Annotated in this window: 15 protein-coding genes; 2 read left to right on the forward strand and 13 right to left on the reverse strand. The window is 48.7% G+C overall.

What is annotated here, in order from left to right:
• Positions 1 to 6 precede the first annotated feature (6 nt).
• From ACHA8N_RS15860 to ACHA8N_RS15870, 3 genes are all read right to left on the reverse strand, one after another.
• Positions 7 to 630, reverse strand: a complete 624-nt coding sequence (locus ACHA8N_RS15860; protein WP_393966289.1) for a hypothetical protein — start codon at positions 628 to 630, stop codon at positions 7 to 9.
• Positions 631 to 737: 107 nt separating this feature from the next.
• Positions 738 to 1061 (reverse strand): winged helix-turn-helix transcriptional regulator, encoded by a 324-nt coding sequence (locus ACHA8N_RS15865; RefSeq protein WP_147510270.1) that lies wholly within the window; start codon positions 1059 to 1061, stop codon positions 738 to 740.
• Between the two features lie 73 nt (positions 1062 to 1134).
• Complete coding sequence (locus ACHA8N_RS15870; RefSeq protein WP_393966290.1) at positions 1135 to 2292, reverse strand: AI-2E family transporter; 1158 nt, start codon at positions 2290 to 2292, stop codon at positions 1135 to 1137.
• Between the two features lie 284 nt (positions 2293 to 2576).
• On the opposite strand from ACHA8N_RS15870, the gene ACHA8N_RS15875 reads away from it, so the two are divergent.
• Positions 2577 to 5120 (forward strand): HAMP domain-containing sensor histidine kinase, encoded by a 2544-nt coding sequence (locus tag ACHA8N_RS15875; RefSeq protein ID WP_393966291.1) that lies wholly within the window; start codon positions 2577 to 2579, stop codon positions 5118 to 5120.
• Between the two features lie 909 nt (positions 5121 to 6029).
• Here the strand turns inward: ACHA8N_RS15875 and ACHA8N_RS15880 are convergent.
• Both ACHA8N_RS15880 and ACHA8N_RS15885 read right to left on the reverse strand, forming a co-directional pair.
• Positions 6030 to 6809, reverse strand: a complete 780-nt coding sequence (locus ACHA8N_RS15880) for a flagellar hook-basal body protein (RefSeq protein WP_393966292.1) — start codon at positions 6807 to 6809, stop codon at positions 6030 to 6032.
• 15 nt (positions 6810 to 6824) lie between these two features.
• A complete protein-coding gene (locus tag ACHA8N_RS15885; protein ID WP_393966293.1) occupies positions 6825 to 7625 on the reverse strand; it encodes a flagellar hook-basal body protein in 801 nt (266 codons plus the stop codon).
• A gap of 231 nt (positions 7626 to 7856) precedes the next feature.
• Between ACHA8N_RS15885 and ACHA8N_RS15890 the strand changes: the two genes are divergently transcribed.
• Entirely contained in the window at positions 7857 to 10697 is a 2841-nt protein-coding gene (locus ACHA8N_RS15890) for a sensor domain-containing protein (protein ID WP_393966294.1), read from the forward strand.
• A gap of 59 nt (positions 10698 to 10756) precedes the next feature.
• Here ACHA8N_RS15890 and ACHA8N_RS15895 read toward each other — a convergent pair whose 3' ends face one another.
• The 8 genes from ACHA8N_RS15895 to atpA form a co-directional block, all read right to left on the reverse strand.
• Positions 10757 to 11953 carry a multidrug efflux MFS transporter gene (locus ACHA8N_RS15895; protein ID WP_147510264.1) on the reverse strand — a complete coding sequence of 399 codons (1197 nt, stop codon included), beginning with the start codon at positions 11951 to 11953 and terminating at the stop codon, positions 10757 to 10759.
• A 184-nt stretch (positions 11954 to 12137) separates the two neighbouring features.
• On the reverse strand, positions 12138 to 13121 hold the full coding sequence (gene mreB, locus ACHA8N_RS15900) for a rod shape-determining protein MreB (RefSeq protein ID WP_393966295.1): 984 nt from the start codon (positions 13119 to 13121) through the stop codon (positions 12138 to 12140).
• A gap of 167 nt (positions 13122 to 13288) precedes the next feature.
• Positions 13289 to 14593, reverse strand: coding sequence for a UDP-N-acetylglucosamine 1-carboxyvinyltransferase (gene murA / locus ACHA8N_RS15905; RefSeq protein ID WP_147510262.1), 1305 nt, complete (start codon positions 14591 to 14593; stop codon positions 13289 to 13291).
• A 234-nt stretch (positions 14594 to 14827) separates the two neighbouring features.
• On the reverse strand, positions 14828 to 15061 hold the full coding sequence (locus ACHA8N_RS15910) for a DUF1146 family protein (protein WP_147510261.1): 234 nt from the start codon (positions 15059 to 15061) through the stop codon (positions 14828 to 14830).
• A 319-nt stretch (positions 15062 to 15380) separates the two neighbouring features.
• On the reverse strand, positions 15381 to 15794 hold the full coding sequence (locus tag ACHA8N_RS15915) for a F0F1 ATP synthase subunit epsilon (RefSeq protein ID WP_147510260.1): 414 nt from the start codon (positions 15792 to 15794) through the stop codon (positions 15381 to 15383).
• 26 nt (positions 15795 to 15820) lie between these two features.
• Entirely contained in the window at positions 15821 to 17239 is a 1419-nt protein-coding gene (gene atpD / locus ACHA8N_RS15920) for a F0F1 ATP synthase subunit beta (protein WP_147510259.1), read from the reverse strand.
• 35 nt (positions 17240 to 17274) lie between these two features.
• Entirely contained in the window at positions 17275 to 18126 is an 852-nt protein-coding gene (atpG, locus tag ACHA8N_RS15925; protein WP_147510258.1) for an ATP synthase F1 subunit gamma, read from the reverse strand.
• A gap of 57 nt (positions 18127 to 18183) precedes the next feature.
• Positions 18184 to 19692, reverse strand: a complete 1509-nt coding sequence (atpA, locus tag ACHA8N_RS15930; protein ID WP_014971399.1) for a F0F1 ATP synthase subunit alpha — start codon at positions 19690 to 19692, stop codon at positions 18184 to 18186.
• Positions 19693 to 19697 lie beyond the last annotated feature (5 nt).

The following is a 19697-nucleotide window of genomic DNA, read 5'->3' on the forward strand; positions in this document are numbered from 1 at the left end:
ATCCGGTCAGTTTTTTTGTTGATTTAACGGAATACGAATTTGTTGTTCCCCCGATCTCGTTTGGTATGCCAGATCGAGATACCCGGACGTCAACTTACGTTGCTTCGTCGGAATGAATAAGATGCCGGTACGCTCTTCCTCTGCCCGATACGTACCGGTGAGCGGATGGTTTTCATGGATGACAGCCGTCCGTTCCCCCTTTGTTTCATATTCGCCGAGTTTTTTTGAGATTTCGAGCGGATCGGCCGATTGATTTTGAATCGTAACCGTTAAAGCCAGAAACCGTTCTGATCCGGTTCCGACTTGCACCAGCTTTTCTTTTGAAACTGATACGCGCAATAAGGAAGTGGTCCGGACGGTATCCCGCGGCTCGACCTTCAGTGTCTCGACTTCAAGCCCACCTAGCGTATAAGTCGTTCCGACCCGGTCTTCCCGGTCAAATTGTTTCAGTTGACCTTCATCCCACTTCCGAAGGACGGCGACGGATTTCTGCTTGACGGACGGTGGATCCGCTCCGCCGTCAACCGTCGGAATAACCCACTTGATGACGACGAATACCAGACATACTGGAATCAGGACATACAGCAACACCTTTTTCATACCGGTCACTTCTTTCTGTTTTGACGTCATGTCAGTTTCCTTCATTATGTCGGTTTCGCTTCAAGATTTATACATGTTTCCACAATTGTATTCGTCAAAAAAACCCTTTCGAGCGGCTGCTCAAAAGGGCGAATGGGTTAGTACGTAATGTGTTGCTTACTCCACGTGATTGATTCTTTAAACTGACGGACGAGTTGTTCCGCCGGACCGGTTAAGGAGTAGGCCAAACCATGCACCTTTTCCGACATCTGTTGCAAGACGAGACCGTCTTCAATCAACTCTTGTAATTGCTCCAAAATCTGACCGTGCGACTGATCGAGACGTTGTTCGATCTCACCAATCGTCAACGCACCGTCCCGCAGGATGTAAATGACACTCGATTTTAAGCTGTTCTCGAAATTATGCTGAAACTTTTGGAGAGCCAATAAATCAGCCTGTTCTTCTACATGACGTTGATCCATCTGACACATACCCCTTTCATGACACAATCGGCTACGCTTTCAGTATGACGCAATCGCCTGTAAAATTCAAAAGTCAGTCTTTTGTCGTCACAATCGTGTTAAACGTCTTATCGTCTTCGGCGATGACCATCTTCTTTTGCGACCGCAGATGATACAGACGACGGATATTCAAGATGACGACTTTCATGACGGCGTAGAATGGAACACCGAGCAAGACACCAAAGAATCCGGCGATGTTTCCGGCGACCAGCAAGACGATGATGATCGTCAGCGGATGGACATCCAGTGTTTTCCCTTGGACGAGCGGTGACATGATGTGCGAATCAATCTGTTGGGCGACCGTCATGACGATGACGGCGTAAATCGCGAGAATCGGATCCTGAATGAATCCGACAATCAATGCCGGTACAACACCGATGACCGGTCCGAGGAACGGAATGATATTCGTCAAGGTCGCAAACAAGGCGAGCAACAGTGCGTAATCAATCCCGATGATCAAGTAACCGATATAGGCGATGATTCCGACGCCGATACTGACGATGACCTGCCCCCGGATGTAGCTCATGATCGTCAAGTGGACGTCATGGAGAATCTTTTTCGTTTCCTTATGGTACTCAAACGGCATCATCTTGACGAGATTACCTTTCAGTTTGTCCCCGTCTAGCAACATGTAAATCAACATGATCGGAATGATGACAATCGTGACGACCGTCGTCGTGATGACGCTGACGAAGCCGCCGACTCCGGTTCCGATGTTTTTCAGGAACGATGACGCATATTCCGAGATATTTCCGGAGAACTTGTTGAACAGATCATCCTGTCCGCTGAGGAAACGGGAGAAGAAGGCACTGCTTTCCAGCTGATCCCGGACGTCCACCAGTTGACGCTGGAACTGCGACGCCAGTGTCGGAATCGAGTTGACGAACTGTGTGATCTGTTCGGACAACATCGGACCAAAAATGAATCCGAGTGTCGTCAAAATACTGATCAAACCTACCAAAACGATGATGACAGCAGGACGCCGCTTCATCTTTTTCTCGAGCAACTCGACAATCGGCAACAGGACATAATACAGAATACCGGCGATTGCGAGCGGCGGGACGACCATTTGCAGTAAGATCGCAACCGGTCGGAACAGGAACGTCACGTGATTGCCGATCCAGACGATGACAAGCAGCGTCATAATCCACCAGGCACCGCGGTACCATTTGTTTTCAAACATTTTTTGCATCGTGTCACTTCCTTATGATTAAAATAAGTGCATCTCCTTCCTTAGTTTCCCTCTTCCCTGCCCCTTCTAATCCTTATTTTCAAAAAATAGTTGAAGCGTTATTTTTTATAAACTGACTAGAATAGGAACGATTTGTTTTTTTAGGCTGAAAATCCAGTAAATAAAATATCTTTTTTACATGTTTGCGTGTTAAAGTTTGATGAATGCTTGTTTAATTAAGTAAGATAGAAATACTGGAGTCATTCTTTGTACCCTACAACATTACATATGGAGGATAAAAAAAAGTGAAATGGATTAATCAAAAAATTGGTCGACAATTAATGTTCGCTTTTTATATGGTCTTCATTGCCCTCAGTGTGACGTCCGCCATCGTCTACACGTATACAGAACGAAAAATCGATCAGACGAACGCGACGTTCGATGATTTACGGGAACGCCGGACAAACGCTAATTCGTTAGCCAACGAATGGACACTTGTGCAGAGCAATGTGAAATCGTATGTGCTGTTCGGCACACCGGAAATGCTCGACACGATCAAAGCCAATGAGCGTGAAATCAACCGGTTGACGACCTGGTTCGAAAAATACGCCATCTATGAACAAGGAAAAGAGTACGCCCGCGCGACGCGGACACTCCATAACGACTACTTCGGGACGGCACTGCCGCTCTTGACGGAATACGTCGCCGGAAAAAAGGACGGATCGATCGACGAAACGTTTATGGATCCAAAGACACTCGCCGCCTTATCGAGCGGAGATGATTTGTTTAATGCTAATGGCACGCTAAAAGGCTCCAACAGCCGCTTGACGACGGATGCCGACGCAGCCGGGATCGATACATTGCTCGCCAATTATTTGACGTTGATCCAGGACAAGGAAACGGAAGCTAAAACCAGCCTGCTCGGTGAAATGCGGACTGCCCAATTCATCTGGTTGTCGAATCTTGCCGTCCTGATCCTCATCTTACTGTTACTCGTCCGCCCGTTCATTAGCCGCGTGACGAAGCAAGTCAATACGTTATCCCGTGACAGTGCCCTGCTGGCAGGCGGAGAAGACATCCATGCCATTCCGTTGCCGAAGCGTCACGACGAGCTGCATACGTTGACCACATCGTTCAACCAAATGGCCGCGTCAATCGCCGACAATAAGGTTCACATGCTGGCGAAAAACGAAGAGCTCCAAGCCCAACAGGAAGAACTCGTCGCCCAGCAGGAAGAATTACAGGCGCAGCAAGAAGAACTGGAAGAAGCGCTTGAAATCACATTACGCAGCGAACAACATCTTAAGTACCGCAACGAACTGACCGAGACACTCGCGTCACGTGAGACATTGACTGCCTATCCGGAAATCATTGAAAAACTCGTCTCGATCACGCACTCGGAAATCGGAGCCTTGCTGTTCCTCGATCAGCATGATGTCCGGTCGACGATTGAATACGGAATGACGGAAGATATGGTCGGTCAACTCGTCAAAGACGACCAGTCCCTGTTCCACCGGGCACGTGTCCTGAAGCGTCCGGTCCATTCGTCGAAACAGGTCGCTCATGACAGTCCGTTGCCGTATCCGTACTATATGTATGAAGTCGCCGTTCCGATTCTGGATCCGAACGAAGAACAGATTATCGCCTGCGTCTACCTCGTCCGTTACCGCGATGCCTTCACGCCGGAACAGATGGGCGATATCCTGTCGTTCTCGCACCAGTTGTCGCTTTCTCTGATGCGGATGGGGATTTATGAAAAAATGATGCACGAGAAAAACAAGACCGGTCAACTCCTGAACTCGATCCGTGAAGCGGTCGTCTACATCGAACACGAATCGGATGAACTGCTCGTCAACGATCCGTTGATGAAACTGTTCCCGGAAGTCCAGACGGAATATCAGGACGAAAGCAACCTGTCGTCCTTCCGTCAGGCGATGTCCGCCCTGTCCGCGATCATGGACGAGCCGGAACCGTTTGAGCAGTATATCGAACAAATCGTCGAACAGACCTTACCGAAAGACAGTCTCGTCGTCTCGATCCGCTCGCAAAGTGCGTTCATCCAGATTTATGCCGAGAAAATCCAAATCAATCAGATTTGGGTCGGTACGATGCTCGTCTTGCGGGATGTCACGAAAGAAACGGAAGCCGACCGGATGAAAGAAGAATTCGTCTCGACGGTCTCGCACGAATTGCGGACTCCGTTATCGTCCATCTTCGGCTTTACGGAACTGATGCTCAACCGGGAAATTGATCCGATGAAACAACGGAAATACTTGACGACGATCCACTCGGAAACCGGTCGGTTGACGACACTCGTCAATGACTTCCTCGACGTCCAGCGCATGGAATCGAGTGAACAGCGTTATCAGATGGCGACATTTGATCTTGTCCAGCTGGCGAGTGAACTGATTGATTTCCACGATGCGTCTCATACGACCCATCAACTGTCGTTCGAAGCAATCGGTCCAATCATGATCGACGCCGATGCGGAAAAAATCAAGCAGTTGCTGAACAACTTGCTCAGTAATGCGATCAAGTATTCACCGGATGGCGGTGACATCACGATCCAGATTCAAAATCAAGATGGCTTTGCTGAAATCGTAATCCGCGACCAAGGTATCGGAATTCCGCAAGAAGCGATGTCCAAACTCTTTGATAAGTTTTACCGTGTCGACAATTCAGAAACACGCAAGATCGGTGGAACCGGACTCGGTTTGTCGATCTGTAAAGAAATCGTCAAGCATCATAACGGAACAATCGACGTCGAATCAGAAGTCGGTTTCGGATCCACCTTTACGATCCGGTTCCCGATTGCTGTCATCTCAACGATTTTAACGTACGAAGATTAAACACAACGTGCCGCTGTCGCAATGGACAGGGCACGTTTTTTGTATAGCAGTATAAGATGAGTGTAAGAGAAGAGCTGAAAAAAGATTGATTGACGCGGTTGCGGTTTACTCCTTTAACATGCCCGAAAAGAATGGAAAATACGATCCTAATCCAAGCATTCAATTAGACCCCTGAATGTTCTTCCCCTGAAAATGAGCAGACGTCTCCTGTTCATTCATCAAACCACCAAGAGACAATAACGTGTCATGGATGAAAAAGGAGCTTTCGTCATGTACACATGCGTATAAAACTCATCAAAGGTAATTAACGCGGAGACGAGGTGAGCATGAAGATGACGGCAAGAGTGACTTCGGCGTCGTGGTGTGAATAATTCTTCTCTCTTCGAATCGAAATCTAATAATAACTGTAACGGTTGCTCCGTAAAAATCGTCACTCGACAGTTGATGTTCAGTCGATGGTAATAATCGAAGATACACTGACGAACGAATACCGCTCTCTCATGAGTAATCATATGCGTCGTCCCTCCCTTCACTTACCCAAATCGAATGATGATCTGTTATACATTGACGGAGTGTGATTGGGTGCTTACCGACCAATTTCATGAAGCAGACATCGGTCTCATCTGCTAATCCTAAAAAAATCGGAATATGAACCCTGATTATTCCCTTTGCCTCTGCTTCGTATAATCCGTGCCGCACCATACAGGAAAGAAAAAAACTAGTAAATAGAATATTTCTATTCATTAACCATTACCCTGTTTGCTCTTCTAATATCGAAGATCAAACAAATCATTTTCCATCACTGGATCAATCGAAATTATGTCACTTCATAAAAAGAGCGGACAGAATCGATTAAAACCCGATTCTGCCCGCTCTTTTTTAAAACCTCATACCTGAAAAGTAACAGCATTATTTAAGCGATGTGACGATCCCCATCATCTGATCGGAAGTCATCAAGGCTTTCGAGTTGAACTGGTACGCCCGCTGAATCTGCGTCAAGTTTGTCATCTCAGTTCCCATGTCGACGTTCGATGTCTCCAGTGTCCCGACCGTCAATGGATTCCCCTGGACTTCTTGATACTCTGCATTGGATGTGTATAAACCGCCGCCGACATCCGTTAAGTCATCCTGATTCTCGACGTAGGCAACGCCAATCCGTGCGAGGACACGTCGTTCTCCGTTGACGATTCCCGTCACGTTACCGTCTTTATTGAGTTCCACACCGGTCGCTCCTGCCGGTAAGACGATTGGATCATTCGCCGCATTTAACACCGAACGACCGGCATCATCCGTCAACAGAATCTGACCATTGTCCTGCGGGGACAATTGGAAATTGCCGTCGCGCGTCGCTTTTGCAACTCCACCATCATTGACGATAAAGAAGTGATGCGGATTCGAAAGTGCCGCGTCAAGTGCACGATCCGTTTTTTTAAACGTCCCGTTCGTAAAACGTGTCGCTTCATTCGCCACATATCCGCCTACCCCTAACCGCAATCCTTGCGGTGTCGTCAACGGACCGGTCGTCAGTCCCGGCGGCTGATTTTGGATGTTACGGACGAGCAGCTCGTTAAACTGGGCATCACGGCGTTTATAGCCGTTCGTGTTTACGTTCGCCAGATTATGCCCCGTTGTATCGAGTTGCTTTTGAAGCTGCGCCATCGTGCTCGCGGATGTATAGAGTGATTGCATGAATTCCTCCTCAGATTAACGGACGCGTCCGATTTCCGAGACGGCTTTCTCTGCCGTCCGGTCATACGCTTGAATAACTTTTTGATTCGCCTCGAACTGTCTCAGACCGGCATTCATCTCGGCCATCGTCTGCTCAACTTCTACATTTCCGAGTTCGAGTACACCTTGATCGACTTTGACAGCCCCTGCCTCAAGTGGTTCAGGTGAACGGTAACGTCCATTCCCGACCCGTTCCAATTCTTCCGGGTTTCCTGTCACAACGAGTCCCAATCGGCCGATCGCTTGTCCGTTCCCGTCCGTGACGGCACCGTCCGCACTCACGATAAAATCTTCGTTGACGACATTCAACGGATTCCCGTCTTCACCGAGCACTAACTCATTATCCGTCGTCCGCAATAAACCATCCGTGCCGACAGAAAACTGGCCATTCGTCGTATAAAGGGTTTCTCCCCGTTCGGCTGTTCCGAATTCCTGTAAATTCTCACGGAATACCGTAAACATCGGTGTGCCTGTTTCTGAACTGATCTGTAAATCCGTCGCATTACCGGTTTCCGTGATCGATCCTTGGGCAAAGTTCGGTGTCGCTGCCTGCATGAAGACACCGGTCGCCAGTGTACCGACCGTTCCTTTTGACCGGACACCCGTCCGCTCATTTACCGCCGATTGCTGAATCAACATCTCCGGAAATGTCCGCAGAGACGCTTGATCAGCTCGGAAACCGGGTGTTCTGACGTTCGCCAGGTTATTGCTCAACATCTCTTGTTGCCGTTGTAACGCTTGCATGGCGTTGGACGCCGTATACATTCCTCGTAGCATCTATATTCGCTCCTTATTGACTTCATGTTCAATTCTCTTCTATCAGTATATCGGTCTATTTTAATCAAAATGAATATTTTTTGAAAAAAAAGGTAATGCCCGAGAGAGATGCATCGAAAGACCTAGCCTTTTTGTTTCAAAAGACATTTGCTTAAATTTCAAGAGGATTGATAGGCGCGAATCCCATAAATTGTTATAATTTTAAAAAAGATGTAGATATGAGGTGACAGCATGCCCTTCTTTAAGAAGAAGAACACGGAATCCTTCATCAACGGCTCACTCGATTTTAAACAACTGGTAGATGCCACTCATTTTTTAGAAAATCATCCGGATGCCGTCTATACGTTAAATCTGGACGGTTATATCGTCTCGTTTAATCAAAAGCTCTCGCTTCTGCTCGGGTATGAAGGCAAGAAGCTGCACCAGCAACATTTCAGTGATTTCCTGAGCCCGGCGGAAGCCGCTCGGATTGCACCGTTCAAACAACAGGCCTTGCAGGGAGAAACCGTTCATTTTACGGCAGAAGTCTCGCACCGGAACGGACACCTCTTGACGATGAACGTCACGAACATTCCGATCTATGAAAATCGTGTCATCATCGGCGTCTACGGCATCGCCCGCGATATTACGCAACACATTCAGCTGCGTTTTCAACACATGCAGTTATCCATGAAACAACAACTGACGGAATCGATCCACAGTATCGCTTTTTTGGATTATGTTCCGTCGACGAATCGTATCTTCCTGTCACCGCACTTCGCCTCACTGCTCGATGTATCCAAACACCGTCTCACTTCCATGAATTATGAAGAATTTATTCAAGAAATCCATCCCGACGACCGGCATCTGTTTAAAAAACAAATTGAACTGTTAAAAAAGGGCGGCACTGTGCCGGTTTCCTGTCAGTTACGCATGAATCAACAGCTGCTTCATTCCAAATACGTGCAATGCGAGGGACTGAAGTTTCAAGACGGTCAGCAGGACGTATTCAGCTTCATCTTCCATACGAGCCCGCCCCTTCTTCACCCGTCTTCCGCACCGCCTGCCGCTTCGCATTCTTTTTTCTCGCGTGTCGAGACCGCCATTTATCAAACAGAGTATGAGAGCGGACAGTTCTTCTTTTTTGCTCACGGCTTTTTACAAACCCACCCGTCTGAACTGGAACAGATTCAAAATCGTCCTTCTACCGTCCATGAACTCATTCATCCGGATGATCTGCCGAAGCTCGCTGATGCCAATGAACAGATCCTCGCGGGTGAACAGGTCCAATTGACGTATCGTTTTCTGATTGATCAAGAGTGGACCTGGTTGGATGAAATCCGAATGCCGTTACGGAATGAACAGGACACCGCCACAACCGGGCATCAAGGCATCGTGTCCGATATCACCGTCTTCAAGCAACAGGAAGAAACAATTCGGACACTCTCGTCGTTTGATCAAAAGACCGGACTGCCGAACCGGCTGTTGTTTTTGGAAGAGCTCGAACACCGGATTTTAAGACAATCCCCGTGCACCCTGATGGCACTCCATTTTAACCAGCTGGATCAAGTCAATGCGCACATCGGTTATACGATCGGGGACCAGTGGCTTTTAAAAACAACGGAACTGTTGCAAGACTATCTTCCGGACGCCTATTGTACCCGGATTTCCGGCGATCACTACGCTCTTCTCCTGACCGATCCGTTTGACGAATCCCATTTGAAGCTGCTCTGTCAGAAACTGCTTGCACTCAATGAGACACGGATTGCCATTGACGGCTATACGATTTCGCCTGACTTAAAGATCGGCATCAATCATTTTGACGGTACGGAAACGTCCGCTTCCGAGTTGATGCATGGCGCGAACCGGGCTTTGACACGGGCGACACTGAACAAACGACCGGGTTATGAGTTCTATACGTCACAGCTGAACCTTGAGATGTACCGCCGTCATCAGCTTGAAGTCAGTCTGAAGCAGTCGATTGAACGGGAAGAACTGTTCCTCGAATATCAGCCGAAAGTCGATATTTGGAACGGTCGTCTGTTGTCATTTGAAGCATTGATTCGTTGGGAGCATCCGGAATGGGGACGGATTCCGCCAAAAGATTTTATTCCCTTATCGGAAGAAAGCGACTGCTATCAGCCGATTGGCAACTGGGTCATCAAAACCGTCTGTTCCCTGCTGCAACAGCTCTTGCGCGACGACTTGCCGGTCGTTCCGATTTCCATTAACGTTTCTCCGAAACAGTTGTTGCACAGTGAGTTCGCCAAAACGATCATCGGAGCCTTGCAGCATCATCATGTCCCGTCTCGGCTGTTGAAGCTCGAGATTCCGGAACATGCCTTGTTGCACGACTCTGAGCTCGTAAAAGACACGTTACGACACCTGCATCAAGCCGGTGTTCAAATCATATTGGACAGTTACGGGAGCGGTGTTTCGTCGTTGACGAGTCTGTTTGATTATCCGTTGACCAGTCTGAAACTTGATCGTTCCTTTGCTGCCCGGCTCACAGAAGATCCGGCTGTCGGCTCCTTCATCAAAGGCATTACCTACTTTGCGAAAGAGCTGAATCTACTCGTCGTCGCCGAAGGGGTCGAGACACTGGAACAGCTCGATCGGTTTCGCGATCTGGAATGTCATGCGGTTCAGGGCTATTTGTTCAGCCGTCCGGTCCATGCCGACCAAATCGCTCCGCTGTTGACACAATCGACCCTTCAACCGATGGAAGCAATTCATCAGCCGCCGAAAAAACCGTTGCTGTCACTCCACGGGCACATTTCCATCACCCGTCTGAATGGAAAGGCTATTACGGTCGGTGCGTCATCTGTTTTGATCACGCGCAGTACGAACCGGTCTGTTCATTTTTATGCGTCGATCCGCTTGCCGATCAATCATCAAATCGAACTGTCCCTGCAACTGACGGATGTCGTGCATCCGAGAATTTTAATCGAGCCGCTCAGCCTGACCGAACTCGATAACGGCTTGTTCCATTATGCGGCGGATTATAAAGTCCGGGCACAGTCCGCACATGTCATCAAAGCTCTTGAACACTCCGAGCAATTGAAACTCGATGATGTCTTCCTGCTGTCTTAACTCATCTCAAAAAAAATGCGATGCCGCCTGATGAGGCGACACCGCATTTTTAACGTGTCTTAAGAATGTTTTTTGCTGAGGACAGCCGTTTGGGTCCGTTCAAGTACCGCGTTCGTGATGACGATCAGACCGGTAAACAGGAACAATGCTTCAAAACCGAAGTGACCGGCAATCTGACCACCCGCGAGTGGTCCGAGGAAATTCCCCATGAACTGGGCTGACTGATTGTACCCGAAAATCCGACCGGAAGCATTCGCCGGTGTATGTTTCCGGAGTAACGCCTGCACCGACGGCATCAAGGCCGCAGTCGCAAAGCCGATTCCCATCCGCAGGACAATCAATTGACTCGTATCCGTCACGAACGCTTGCGGAATCAAGAAGGCGGCGAACACCAGTAAGGCGAAGAACAAGACCCGTTCTGCCCCGATTTTATCCGATAACCGACCGAGCCGTTGCGCTGCAATCAATGCCGCGATTCCGGGTGCGGATGCAACGATACCGGACAGTAACGCCAAGCGTTCCGTACCGGGACTGAGTTCCCGGACGTACAACGATAAGATCGGACTGATCGATTGTGCCGCAAACTGAATCAAAAACGTCGTCAAGAAGAGACTTAAAATCAGCTCCGGATGACGTAATGACTGAATGATTTCTTTCGCTGACGCCATCTGCTTCGTTTGCAGAGGCACAAATTCTTCTTTGACGAAAAAATACGTGACGAGGAACGTTAGGAAGAGCGGAATGCTCGTAAAGAGAAAAACGGGTCGAAGCCCAATCATATCGGCAAGGAATCCTCCAATCAGAGGTCCAAGTAATCCACCGGCAATCCCACCGGTTGATAAGGTACCGAGCGCCCAGCCACTTTTCTCTTTCGGGGTTTGTGACGCGATCAAGGTGATGCCGGCAGAAATGAATCCGGAAACAGCTCCCATGACGAGTCGTAAAAACACAAGTTGATACACATCTTGAACGAAACTGATCAAGAACATGACGATCGACATACCGAGACTGGCACGCAGTAACATCAACTTCCGTCCTTTTTTATCCGCCAATCGTCCCCATATCGGTGAAACGATTGCCGCGACGAGGAACGTGGCTCCAAATGCTACACCCGACCAGGTCGTGATTTCCTGACGTCCATCGACGCCAAGTTCTTCAATGAATAAGGGCAAAAACGGTAAGACTAAACTTAAGGCGGCAGCGGTCAAAAAACTACCGATCCAAACAACAACTAAATTTCGTTTCCACAATGGCATTGTGGCATCACTTCCTTTTTAATGGTAATTCCGTTTCAATACAACAACTTCTAATATACACTTCACAAAGTGAAATGTCTAGGATTTGAATTGATTTGCTCCGTTTCTCCATGCCTTCCTCCGCACAAAAAGACGACAATCCACAATTAGATGTCGTCTGCAGTCATACCGATCAGATGATCGTTTATTTTCCTAAATTATCGAGCATGACACCCGTTCCGCGTGCCACACATAACATCGGATCTTCTGCGATCAAAACGGGAAGTCCGAGTTCTTTCGCGAGTAATTGATCAATACCGTCAAGCAAGGCTCCGCCGCCCGTCAGGATGATCCCACGGTCGATGATGTCCGCCGCAAGCTCAGGTGGCGTCTTTTCAAGCACTCGTTTCGTCGTTTCGACGATTTCCATTGCGGCTTCTCTCAACGCTTCATGCATCTCTTGTGAAGAAATCGTGATGTTGTCCGGGAGTCCCGTCACGAGATTACGACCACGAATGTCCATCTCTTCTTGACGTCCCTCGTTTGACACGGTTGCGACCGTCATTTTGACGTTTTGAGCGGTCCGTTCGCCGATGATCAATTTATGATTGTCTTTGATTGCCCGGATGATGTCTTGATCAAACCGGTCTCCCGCGACTTTGATCGTTTCTCCGCATACGATGTCTCCCATCGAGAGAACCGCGACGTCCGTCGTTCCGCCGCCGATATCGATTACCATGTGTCCGGCCGGCATCCAAATGTCCATGCCTGCTCCGACAGCCGCGACTTTCGGCTCGACTTCGAGGAATACGGTTTTAGCGCCTGATTTTTCACCGGCTTGACGAATCGCCTTCGCCTCGACTGTCGTGATGCTGGCTGGTGTACAGATCAGCATCCGGACGCTGCCGAACATACTCCGGACGTCGATTTTATCAATGAAATGACGCAGCATTGCTTCCGTCATCTCAAAGTCTGCAATGACACCATCACGTAACGGACGAATCGCGACGATGTTTCCCGGTGTCCGACCGACCATTTGATGTGCTTCCGTTCCGACCGCATGAATTTTCCCTGTTGCTTTATCGATGGCGACGACGGATGGTTCATCCAGTACGATGCCTTTTCCTTTTACGTGAATGACGACATTTGCCGTCCCCAAGTCAATTCCGATATCCTTTGTTAAAAACATCTCGTGTATCTCCTTTGTCCGCTGGCTTTTATTCCAAAATTTAGTACGTCGTTTGGACGTCTAACCCATTTATGTATACATACCTTTCAATTCTAGCACAGGGGAACAAAAAGAGACGACTTTCTTTTAAGAAAGTCGTCAAGAATGTATTGGAATGAAATGATAGCTTAAAGCTTCGTTGCTGCCGTCTCTTCGATGGCAACTGTTTCTTCCGTAATGCGCTCGACATCTGCGCCGAGTGCTTGTAATTTCAAGTGGAAATCGACATATCCACGATCGATGTGATGCAACGCACCGACACGTGTTTCGCCTTCTGCAATCAGACCAGCCGTGACGAGTGCTGCTCCTGAACGGAGATCCGTTGAAAGGACTTCTGCTCCTTGGAGTTGGACCCCGCCTGTGATGATCGATGAACGACCTTCGATCTTGATGTCAGCGTTCATACGACGGAATTCTTCGACATGCATGAAGCGGTTCTCAAAGACCGTTTCCGTGATGACGGATGTGCCTTCTGCTTTTAAGACCAACGCCATCATCTGTGCTTGAACGTCTGTCGGGAAACCAGGGTGCGGCATTGTCTTCACGTCGATTGCAACGAGTTTCTTTGGTCCGATGACACGAAGACCTTCTTCTGTATCCGAGATTTTAACACCCATCTCTTCCATTTTTGAAATCAATGGACGGAGGTGTTCACGTTCTGCTCCGATGACTTCAACGTCGCCTTCTGTGATCGCTGCTGCAATCATGAACGTACCGGCTTCAATCCGGTCCGGGATGACGTAGTGGTTGCCGCCGTGAAGCTTCTCGACACCTTCGACGCGAATCGTTTCTGTTCCCGCACCGCGGACTTTTGCGCCCATCGCGTTGAGGAAGTTGGCGAGGTCGACGATTTCCGGTTCTTTCGCGACGTTTTCGATGACAGTTGTGCCTTCAGCCAGTGTCGCAGCCATCATGATGTTTTCTGTTGCTCCGACTGACGGGAAGTCGAGGTAGATTTTAGCACCTTGGAGACGACCGTCGACGTGTGCTTCCACAAATCCGTTGCCGATGATTGTTTTCGCGCCCATCGCTTCGAATCCTTTTAAGTGAAGATCGATTGGACGGGAACCAATAGCACAACCACCCGGCATTGCGACACGCGCACGACCGAGACGTGCAAGGAGTGGTCCCATGACGAGAATCGACGCACGCATTTTACGAACGTATTCAAGTGGTGCTTCATCTTTTAAGTCTGCTTCTGCATTGACCGAGACAGTGTTTGCTTCGGCATCGAATGTGACTTCTGCGTTTAAGTTCCGCAAGACGTTATTAATCGTATAGACGTCTGCCAAACGTGGGACGTTTTGAAGGACCGATGTTCCTTCTGAAGCAAGCAATGTTGCGACCAATGTTTTTAAGACTGCGTTTTTTGCACCTTCGACCTTTACTGTTCCAGCTAATTTACGTCCGCCACGGACAACAATTTTTTCCATTACGCATACTCCTCTGCTTTCGTTTCTGTTCTATTATTTTAATTCGCGATTGGTGTGAATCATAGTTGAAGCCCAACGCATGATAGAAGAGAAACACCCTGTAGTTGATCTCTCATTCTGAATCCAACACGACTTTTCAGCTTGACGATGATGATGTTTCTTCATTATAAGAATACTATCCTGTTCCATACTAAATCAGATTGACGATTTAGGGTTTACAATGAAGTTACAAGTTCACCCGACTAAGAACTGGAGACGCTGCGCGAATCCGGAATAGTCGAGGAAAAAGCGGGCGACGAGTGAACCGAGCGCAACGGCCAGTAACACACGCAATACGACAGCTTGTGCCCCTCTAGGATGTTGCAGGAATTTTTCCCATTTCACCGGAAGGAGTGCCCACCAGGCAAAAATGATGGCCGTCAAATAGACGAGCATACTGATTAATGCACTTAAACCGATTGACGTCACTGCTCTTGCACCTCTTCTTTTTAGGTTTTTCCAACCTTACTATGATTTCATACAATGAATGATTGCGCAAACAAAAAGACACAAGATAATTTATTTTAGCGTATAAAATATATTATGGAAAGAGGATTATGGTAAATTTCGCATAATAAGATTAAAAAATGTGAGAAGAGGACACATATAATGTACTTTTACATTTTTGACCTATGTTAAACATGAATCTCCTGAATCCTGTGGGAAAACGGTTGTCTTCCTGTTAATCATTGACCTTCACTCAAAAAAACCCCGATTTCCATGACGGAAACCGGGGTTTTGACTTGGGTCAATCGCGACCGTACTCTTTTAGGTTGAGACGGTTGATTGCGCGTTTCAATGAAAGCTCAGCGCGTTTGAACTCAAGATCTGATAATTTCGTGTCCTGGAGGCGACGTTCTGCCCGGACTTTCGCAGCAGAGGCACGGTCATAATCGACCTTCTCCGCCGCTTCAGCCGTTTCAGCAAGAACCGTCACTGTATCCTGGCGCACTTCCATAAAGCCACCGCTGATAGCGATCAACGTGCGTCCGCCATCTTCGTGGCGCAACTTCAAGATGCTGATGTCGAGTGGTGTTACGAGCGGTACGTGGTGCGGGAGGACCCCGATTTCACCAGATATCGTTTTCGCAACGACCATACGGACATTGCCATCATACACTTCGCCATCCGGGGTGACGATATTGACATGAAGTGTGTTCATCTCAAGTCCCCCTTATGCTTTGTCACTTAGACAAGCGTCTTCGCTTTTTCAATCGCATCTTCGATCGGACCGACAAGACGGAATGCTTCTTCCGTCAAATCATCGTGTTTTCCGTCGAGGATTTCTTTGAAGCCGCGGATCGTGTCCTTAACTGGAACGTACGATCCTTTTTGTCCTGTGAACTGCTCAGCTACGTGGAAGTTCTGCGACAAGAAGAACTGGATACGACGCGCACGGTGTACAGTCAATTTGTCTTCTTCAGACAACTCGTCCATACCGAGGATCGCGATGATATCTTGAAGTTCTTTGTAACGCTGAAGTGTTTCCTGAACTTGACGCGCGATACCGTAGTGCTCTTCCCCGACGATTTCCGGTGAAAGGGCGCGTGATGTCGACGCAAGTGGATCCACGGCAGGATAGATCCCCATCTCAGAGAGACGGCGCTCAAGGTTCGTCGTTGCATCTAAGTGAGCAAACGTCGTCGCAGGAGCCGGGTCAGTATAATCATCGGCTGGTACATAAACCGCTTGGATCGATGTAACCGAACCTTTGTTTGTTGACGTGATACGCTCTTGAAGCATACCCATCTCTGTTGCAAGTGTCGGTTGGTAACCAACGGCAGACGGCATACGACCGAGAAGGGCCGATACCTCTGAACCTGCTTGTGTATAACGGAAGATGTTATCGACGAAGAGAAGAACGTCTTGTCCTTGCTCATCACGGAAGTATTCCGCCATTGTCAAACCAGTCAAGGCAACACGAAGACGTGCGCCCGGCGGCTCGTTCATCTGACCGAAGACCATCGCCGTTTGTTTGATAACGCCTGAATCCGTCATCTCATGGTACAAGTCATTACCTTCACGCGTCCGCTCACCAACACCTGCGAATACCGAGATACCGCTGTGCTCTTGGGCGATGTTGTTGATCAATTCCTGGATGAGGACGGTCTTACCTACACCGGCACCACCGAAGAGACCGATCTTACCACCCTTGATGTAAGGAGCGAGTAAGTCAACGACTTTAATTCCTGTTTCGAGGATTTCAACTTTTGTTGAAAGGTTATCAAACGTCGGTGCTTTTTTGTGGATCGGAAGACGTTCCACGCTTGCATCGAGTTCTTTTTCATCAATTGGGTTACCGAGTACGTTGAAGACGCGACCAAGCGTTGCTTCTCCGACAGGTACCGAGATTGGAGCACCAGTGTCCAGTACTTCCACTCCGCGGCGTACACCATCCGTAGAATCCATCGCAATGGTACGGACGACGTCGTCACCAAGGTGCAAGGCGACCTCAAGCGTCAAGTCGATAGCCACTTCTTCTACTGTTTGCGGCGTATATTGAATACGAAGCGCGTTGTAGATGTTCGGCAAGTGTCCGTCGAACTTAACGTCGATGACAGGTCCCATGACCGCGACGACGCGGCCTTTTAAACCGAGTTCGTTCATCGTGTTTCCTCCTAGCTATCATTACGCCGAGTGGCTTACTGCTGGGCAGCGGCTCCACTGACGATCTCTGTGATTTCTTGCGTGATTGCAGCTTGTCGAGCCCGGTTGTAGACGAGAGTCAATCGACCGATCAAGTCATCTGCGTTATCTGTCGCACTTTGCATTGCTGTCATACGTGACGCATGTTCTGCTACTTTCGCGTCAAGAAGCGCACCGAAAATCAAGCTCTCCGCATAACGCGGAAGGAGTTCAGAGAGGATTTGTTCCTCACTTGGCTCGTACTCATAAGTCGTCGAAGACGAAGCTTCGATTTCTCCGAGCGGGAGAAGGGTTTCGACTTTCACTTCCTGGCTGATGACAGACAAGAAATGGTTGTAGCACAGCTTGAGTTCGTCGATTTCGCCGAGCGTGAACGCACTCACTGTACGCTTCACGATTTCTGCGACATCGACATACGAAGGAGAATCGTTTAGTCCTGTGATCGCATCCGTGACCGTAATTCCGCGTGAACGGAAGAACTGGACACCGACTTTACCGACCACGAACAAGACGTAACTGTCCGTAGTATGCTTTTCTTTGATTTCCCGGTAGACTTCACGCAGCACGTTGGCGTTATATGCACCAGCTAAGCCGCGATCCGATGTGATGACGATATAGCCTGTCTTTTTGACAGGACGTTTTTCGAGCATCGGATGGCTAGCACCTGTCGTGCCATTCGCAATGGTTCCGAGCACCTCCTGCATTTTCAGCATGTAAGGCTGGAACTTCGCGCTATGTGCTTGAGCGCGGTTCAGTTTCGACGCCGAAACCATGTTCATCGCTTTCGTGATCTGTTTCGTACTTTTCGTCGAGTTGATCCGCGTTTGTATCTCGCGCAACGATGCCATTTCGATTCACCACCTTGTTAGTATCAAGAGCGTCCGACCGAGTCTAAGAGAAATCTCTTAGACCGTCGGTTGGAACGTTTTCTTAAATTCTGAGATTGCAGTAACGATTTCTTCGTCAGCTGGAAGGTTACCTGTTTTACGGATCTCGTCGCAAAGTTGTTTGCGGTTTTGATCGAGCCAAAGGTTGAGTTCCTTTTCAAAACGACGAATATCCGAAACAGCAACATCATCAAGGTGACCACGAGTCAAGGCATAGATGATGATGACTTGCTTGTCGACAGTCAACGGTTGGTTGAGATCCTGTTTCAGAACCTCTACTGTCCGCTCACCACGGTTAAGCTTCGATTGTGTCGCTTTATCAAGGTCAGATCCGAACTGTGAAAAGGCTTCTAACTCACGGTAAGAGGCGAGGTCAAGACGGAGCGTACCCGCTACCTTCTTCATCGCTTTTACTTGAGCCGAACCACCTACACGCGATACCGAGAGACCCGGGTTGATCGCTGGACGGACACCTGAGAAGAAGAGATCCGATTGAAGGAAGATTTGACCATCCGTGATCGAGATAACGTTTGTCGGGATGTAAGCCGAGATATCCGACGCTTGTGTCTCGATGAATGGAAGTGCTGTTAAGCTACCGCCACCAAGTCCGTCGTTCAATTTCGCTGCACGCTCAAGGAGACGTGAGTGAAGGTAGAAGACATCACCCGGGTAGGCTTCGCGGCCTGGTGGACGCTTCAGAAGAAGCGAAAGCTCACGGTATGCCGCTGCTTGTTTCGAAAGATCATCATAGATGACAAGAACGTGCTTGCCGAGATCCATGAAGTGTTCACCCATCGCTACACCAGCGAATGGTGCGAGGTAAAGAAGTGGCGCCGGCTGTGAAGCAGCTGCCGAAACGACGATCGTGTAATCAAGTGCACCGTTTTTACGGAGTGTTTCAACAACACCACGGACTGTTGATTCTTTTTGTCCGATTGCGACGTAGATACAGATCATGTTTTCTTCTTTTTGGTTGATGATCGTATCGATGGCGATCGACGTTTTACCCGTCTGACGGTCACCGATGATCAACTCACGTTGTCCACGACCGATTGGAACGAGGGCATCGATTGCCTTGATTCCCGTCTGAAGTGGTTCGTGAACCGATTTACGTGCCATAACACCAGAAGCTTTACGCTCGATTGGGTTATAGTGTTCTGTTTCGATTGGACCAAGACCATCGATCGGCATACCGAGCGGGTTGACGACACGTCCGAGGAGTGCGTCTCCTGTTGGTACTTCCATGATGCGCCCCGTACGGCGAACAGAGTCGCCTTCTTTGATTTCAAGGTAGTCACCAAGAATGATGATACCGACGTTGCCTTCTTCTAAGTTTTGCGCCAAGCCCATTGTGCCGTTAGCGAATTCTACGAGCTCTCCCGACATGACGTTGTCGAGTCCGTGTGCACGAGCGATACCATCACCGATTTGGATGACTGTACCTGTCTCGTTCACTTCCATCGTAGAACCGTACTGCGCGATACGCGCTTTAAGCAGGGCGCTGATTTCTTCAGCTCTAATGCTCATGCGTT

The sequence above is a fragment of the Exiguobacterium sp. S22-S28 genome (assembly GCF_043359615.1).
Classification (GTDB): domain Bacteria; phylum Bacillota; class Bacilli; order Exiguobacteriales; family Exiguobacteriaceae; genus Exiguobacterium_A.

Coding starts and splice junctions, on each gene's coding strand:
- murA (WP_147510262.1), bottom strand. CDS start 14,593: ATGGAAAAAATTGTTGTCCGTGGCGGACGTAAATTAGCTGGAACAGTA.
- mreB (WP_393966295.1), bottom strand. CDS start 13,121: ATGTTTTTAACAAAGGATATCGGAATTGACTTGGGGACGGCAAATGTC.
- ACHA8N_RS15865 (WP_147510270.1), bottom strand. CDS start 1,061: ATGGATCAACGTCATGTAGAAGAACAGGCTGATTTATTGGCTCTCCAA.
- atpD (WP_147510259.1), bottom strand. CDS start 17,239: ATGAACGAACTCGGTTTAAAAGGCCGCGTCGTCGCGGTCATGGGACCT.
- ACHA8N_RS15915 (WP_147510260.1), bottom strand. CDS start 15,794: ATGAACACACTTCATGTCAATATCGTCACCCCGGATGGCGAAGTGTAT.
- ACHA8N_RS15870 (WP_393966290.1), bottom strand. CDS start 2,292: ATGCAAAAAATGTTTGAAAACAAATGGTACCGCGGTGCCTGGTGGATT.
- ACHA8N_RS15895 (WP_147510264.1), bottom strand. CDS start 11,953: ATGCCATTGTGGAAACGAAATTTAGTTGTTGTTTGGATCGGTAGTTTT.
- ACHA8N_RS15860 (WP_393966289.1), bottom strand. CDS start 630: ATGACGTCAAAACAGAAAGAAGTGACCGGTATGAAAAAGGTGTTGCTG.
- atpG (WP_147510258.1), bottom strand. CDS start 18,126: ATGGCATCGTTGCGCGAGATACAAACGCGGATCAACTCGACGAAAAGT.
- atpA (WP_014971399.1), bottom strand. CDS start 19,692: ATGAGCATTAGAGCTGAAGAAATCAGCGCCCTGCTTAAAGCGCGTATC.
- ACHA8N_RS15880 (WP_393966292.1), bottom strand. CDS start 6,809: ATGCAATCACTCTATACATCCGCGAGCACGATGGCGCAGCTTCAAAAG.
- ACHA8N_RS15890 (WP_393966294.1), top strand. CDS start 7,857: ATGCCCTTCTTTAAGAAGAAGAACACGGAATCCTTCATCAACGGCTCA.
- ACHA8N_RS15885 (WP_393966293.1), bottom strand. CDS start 7,625: ATGCTACGAGGAATGTATACGGCGTCCAACGCCATGCAAGCGTTACAA.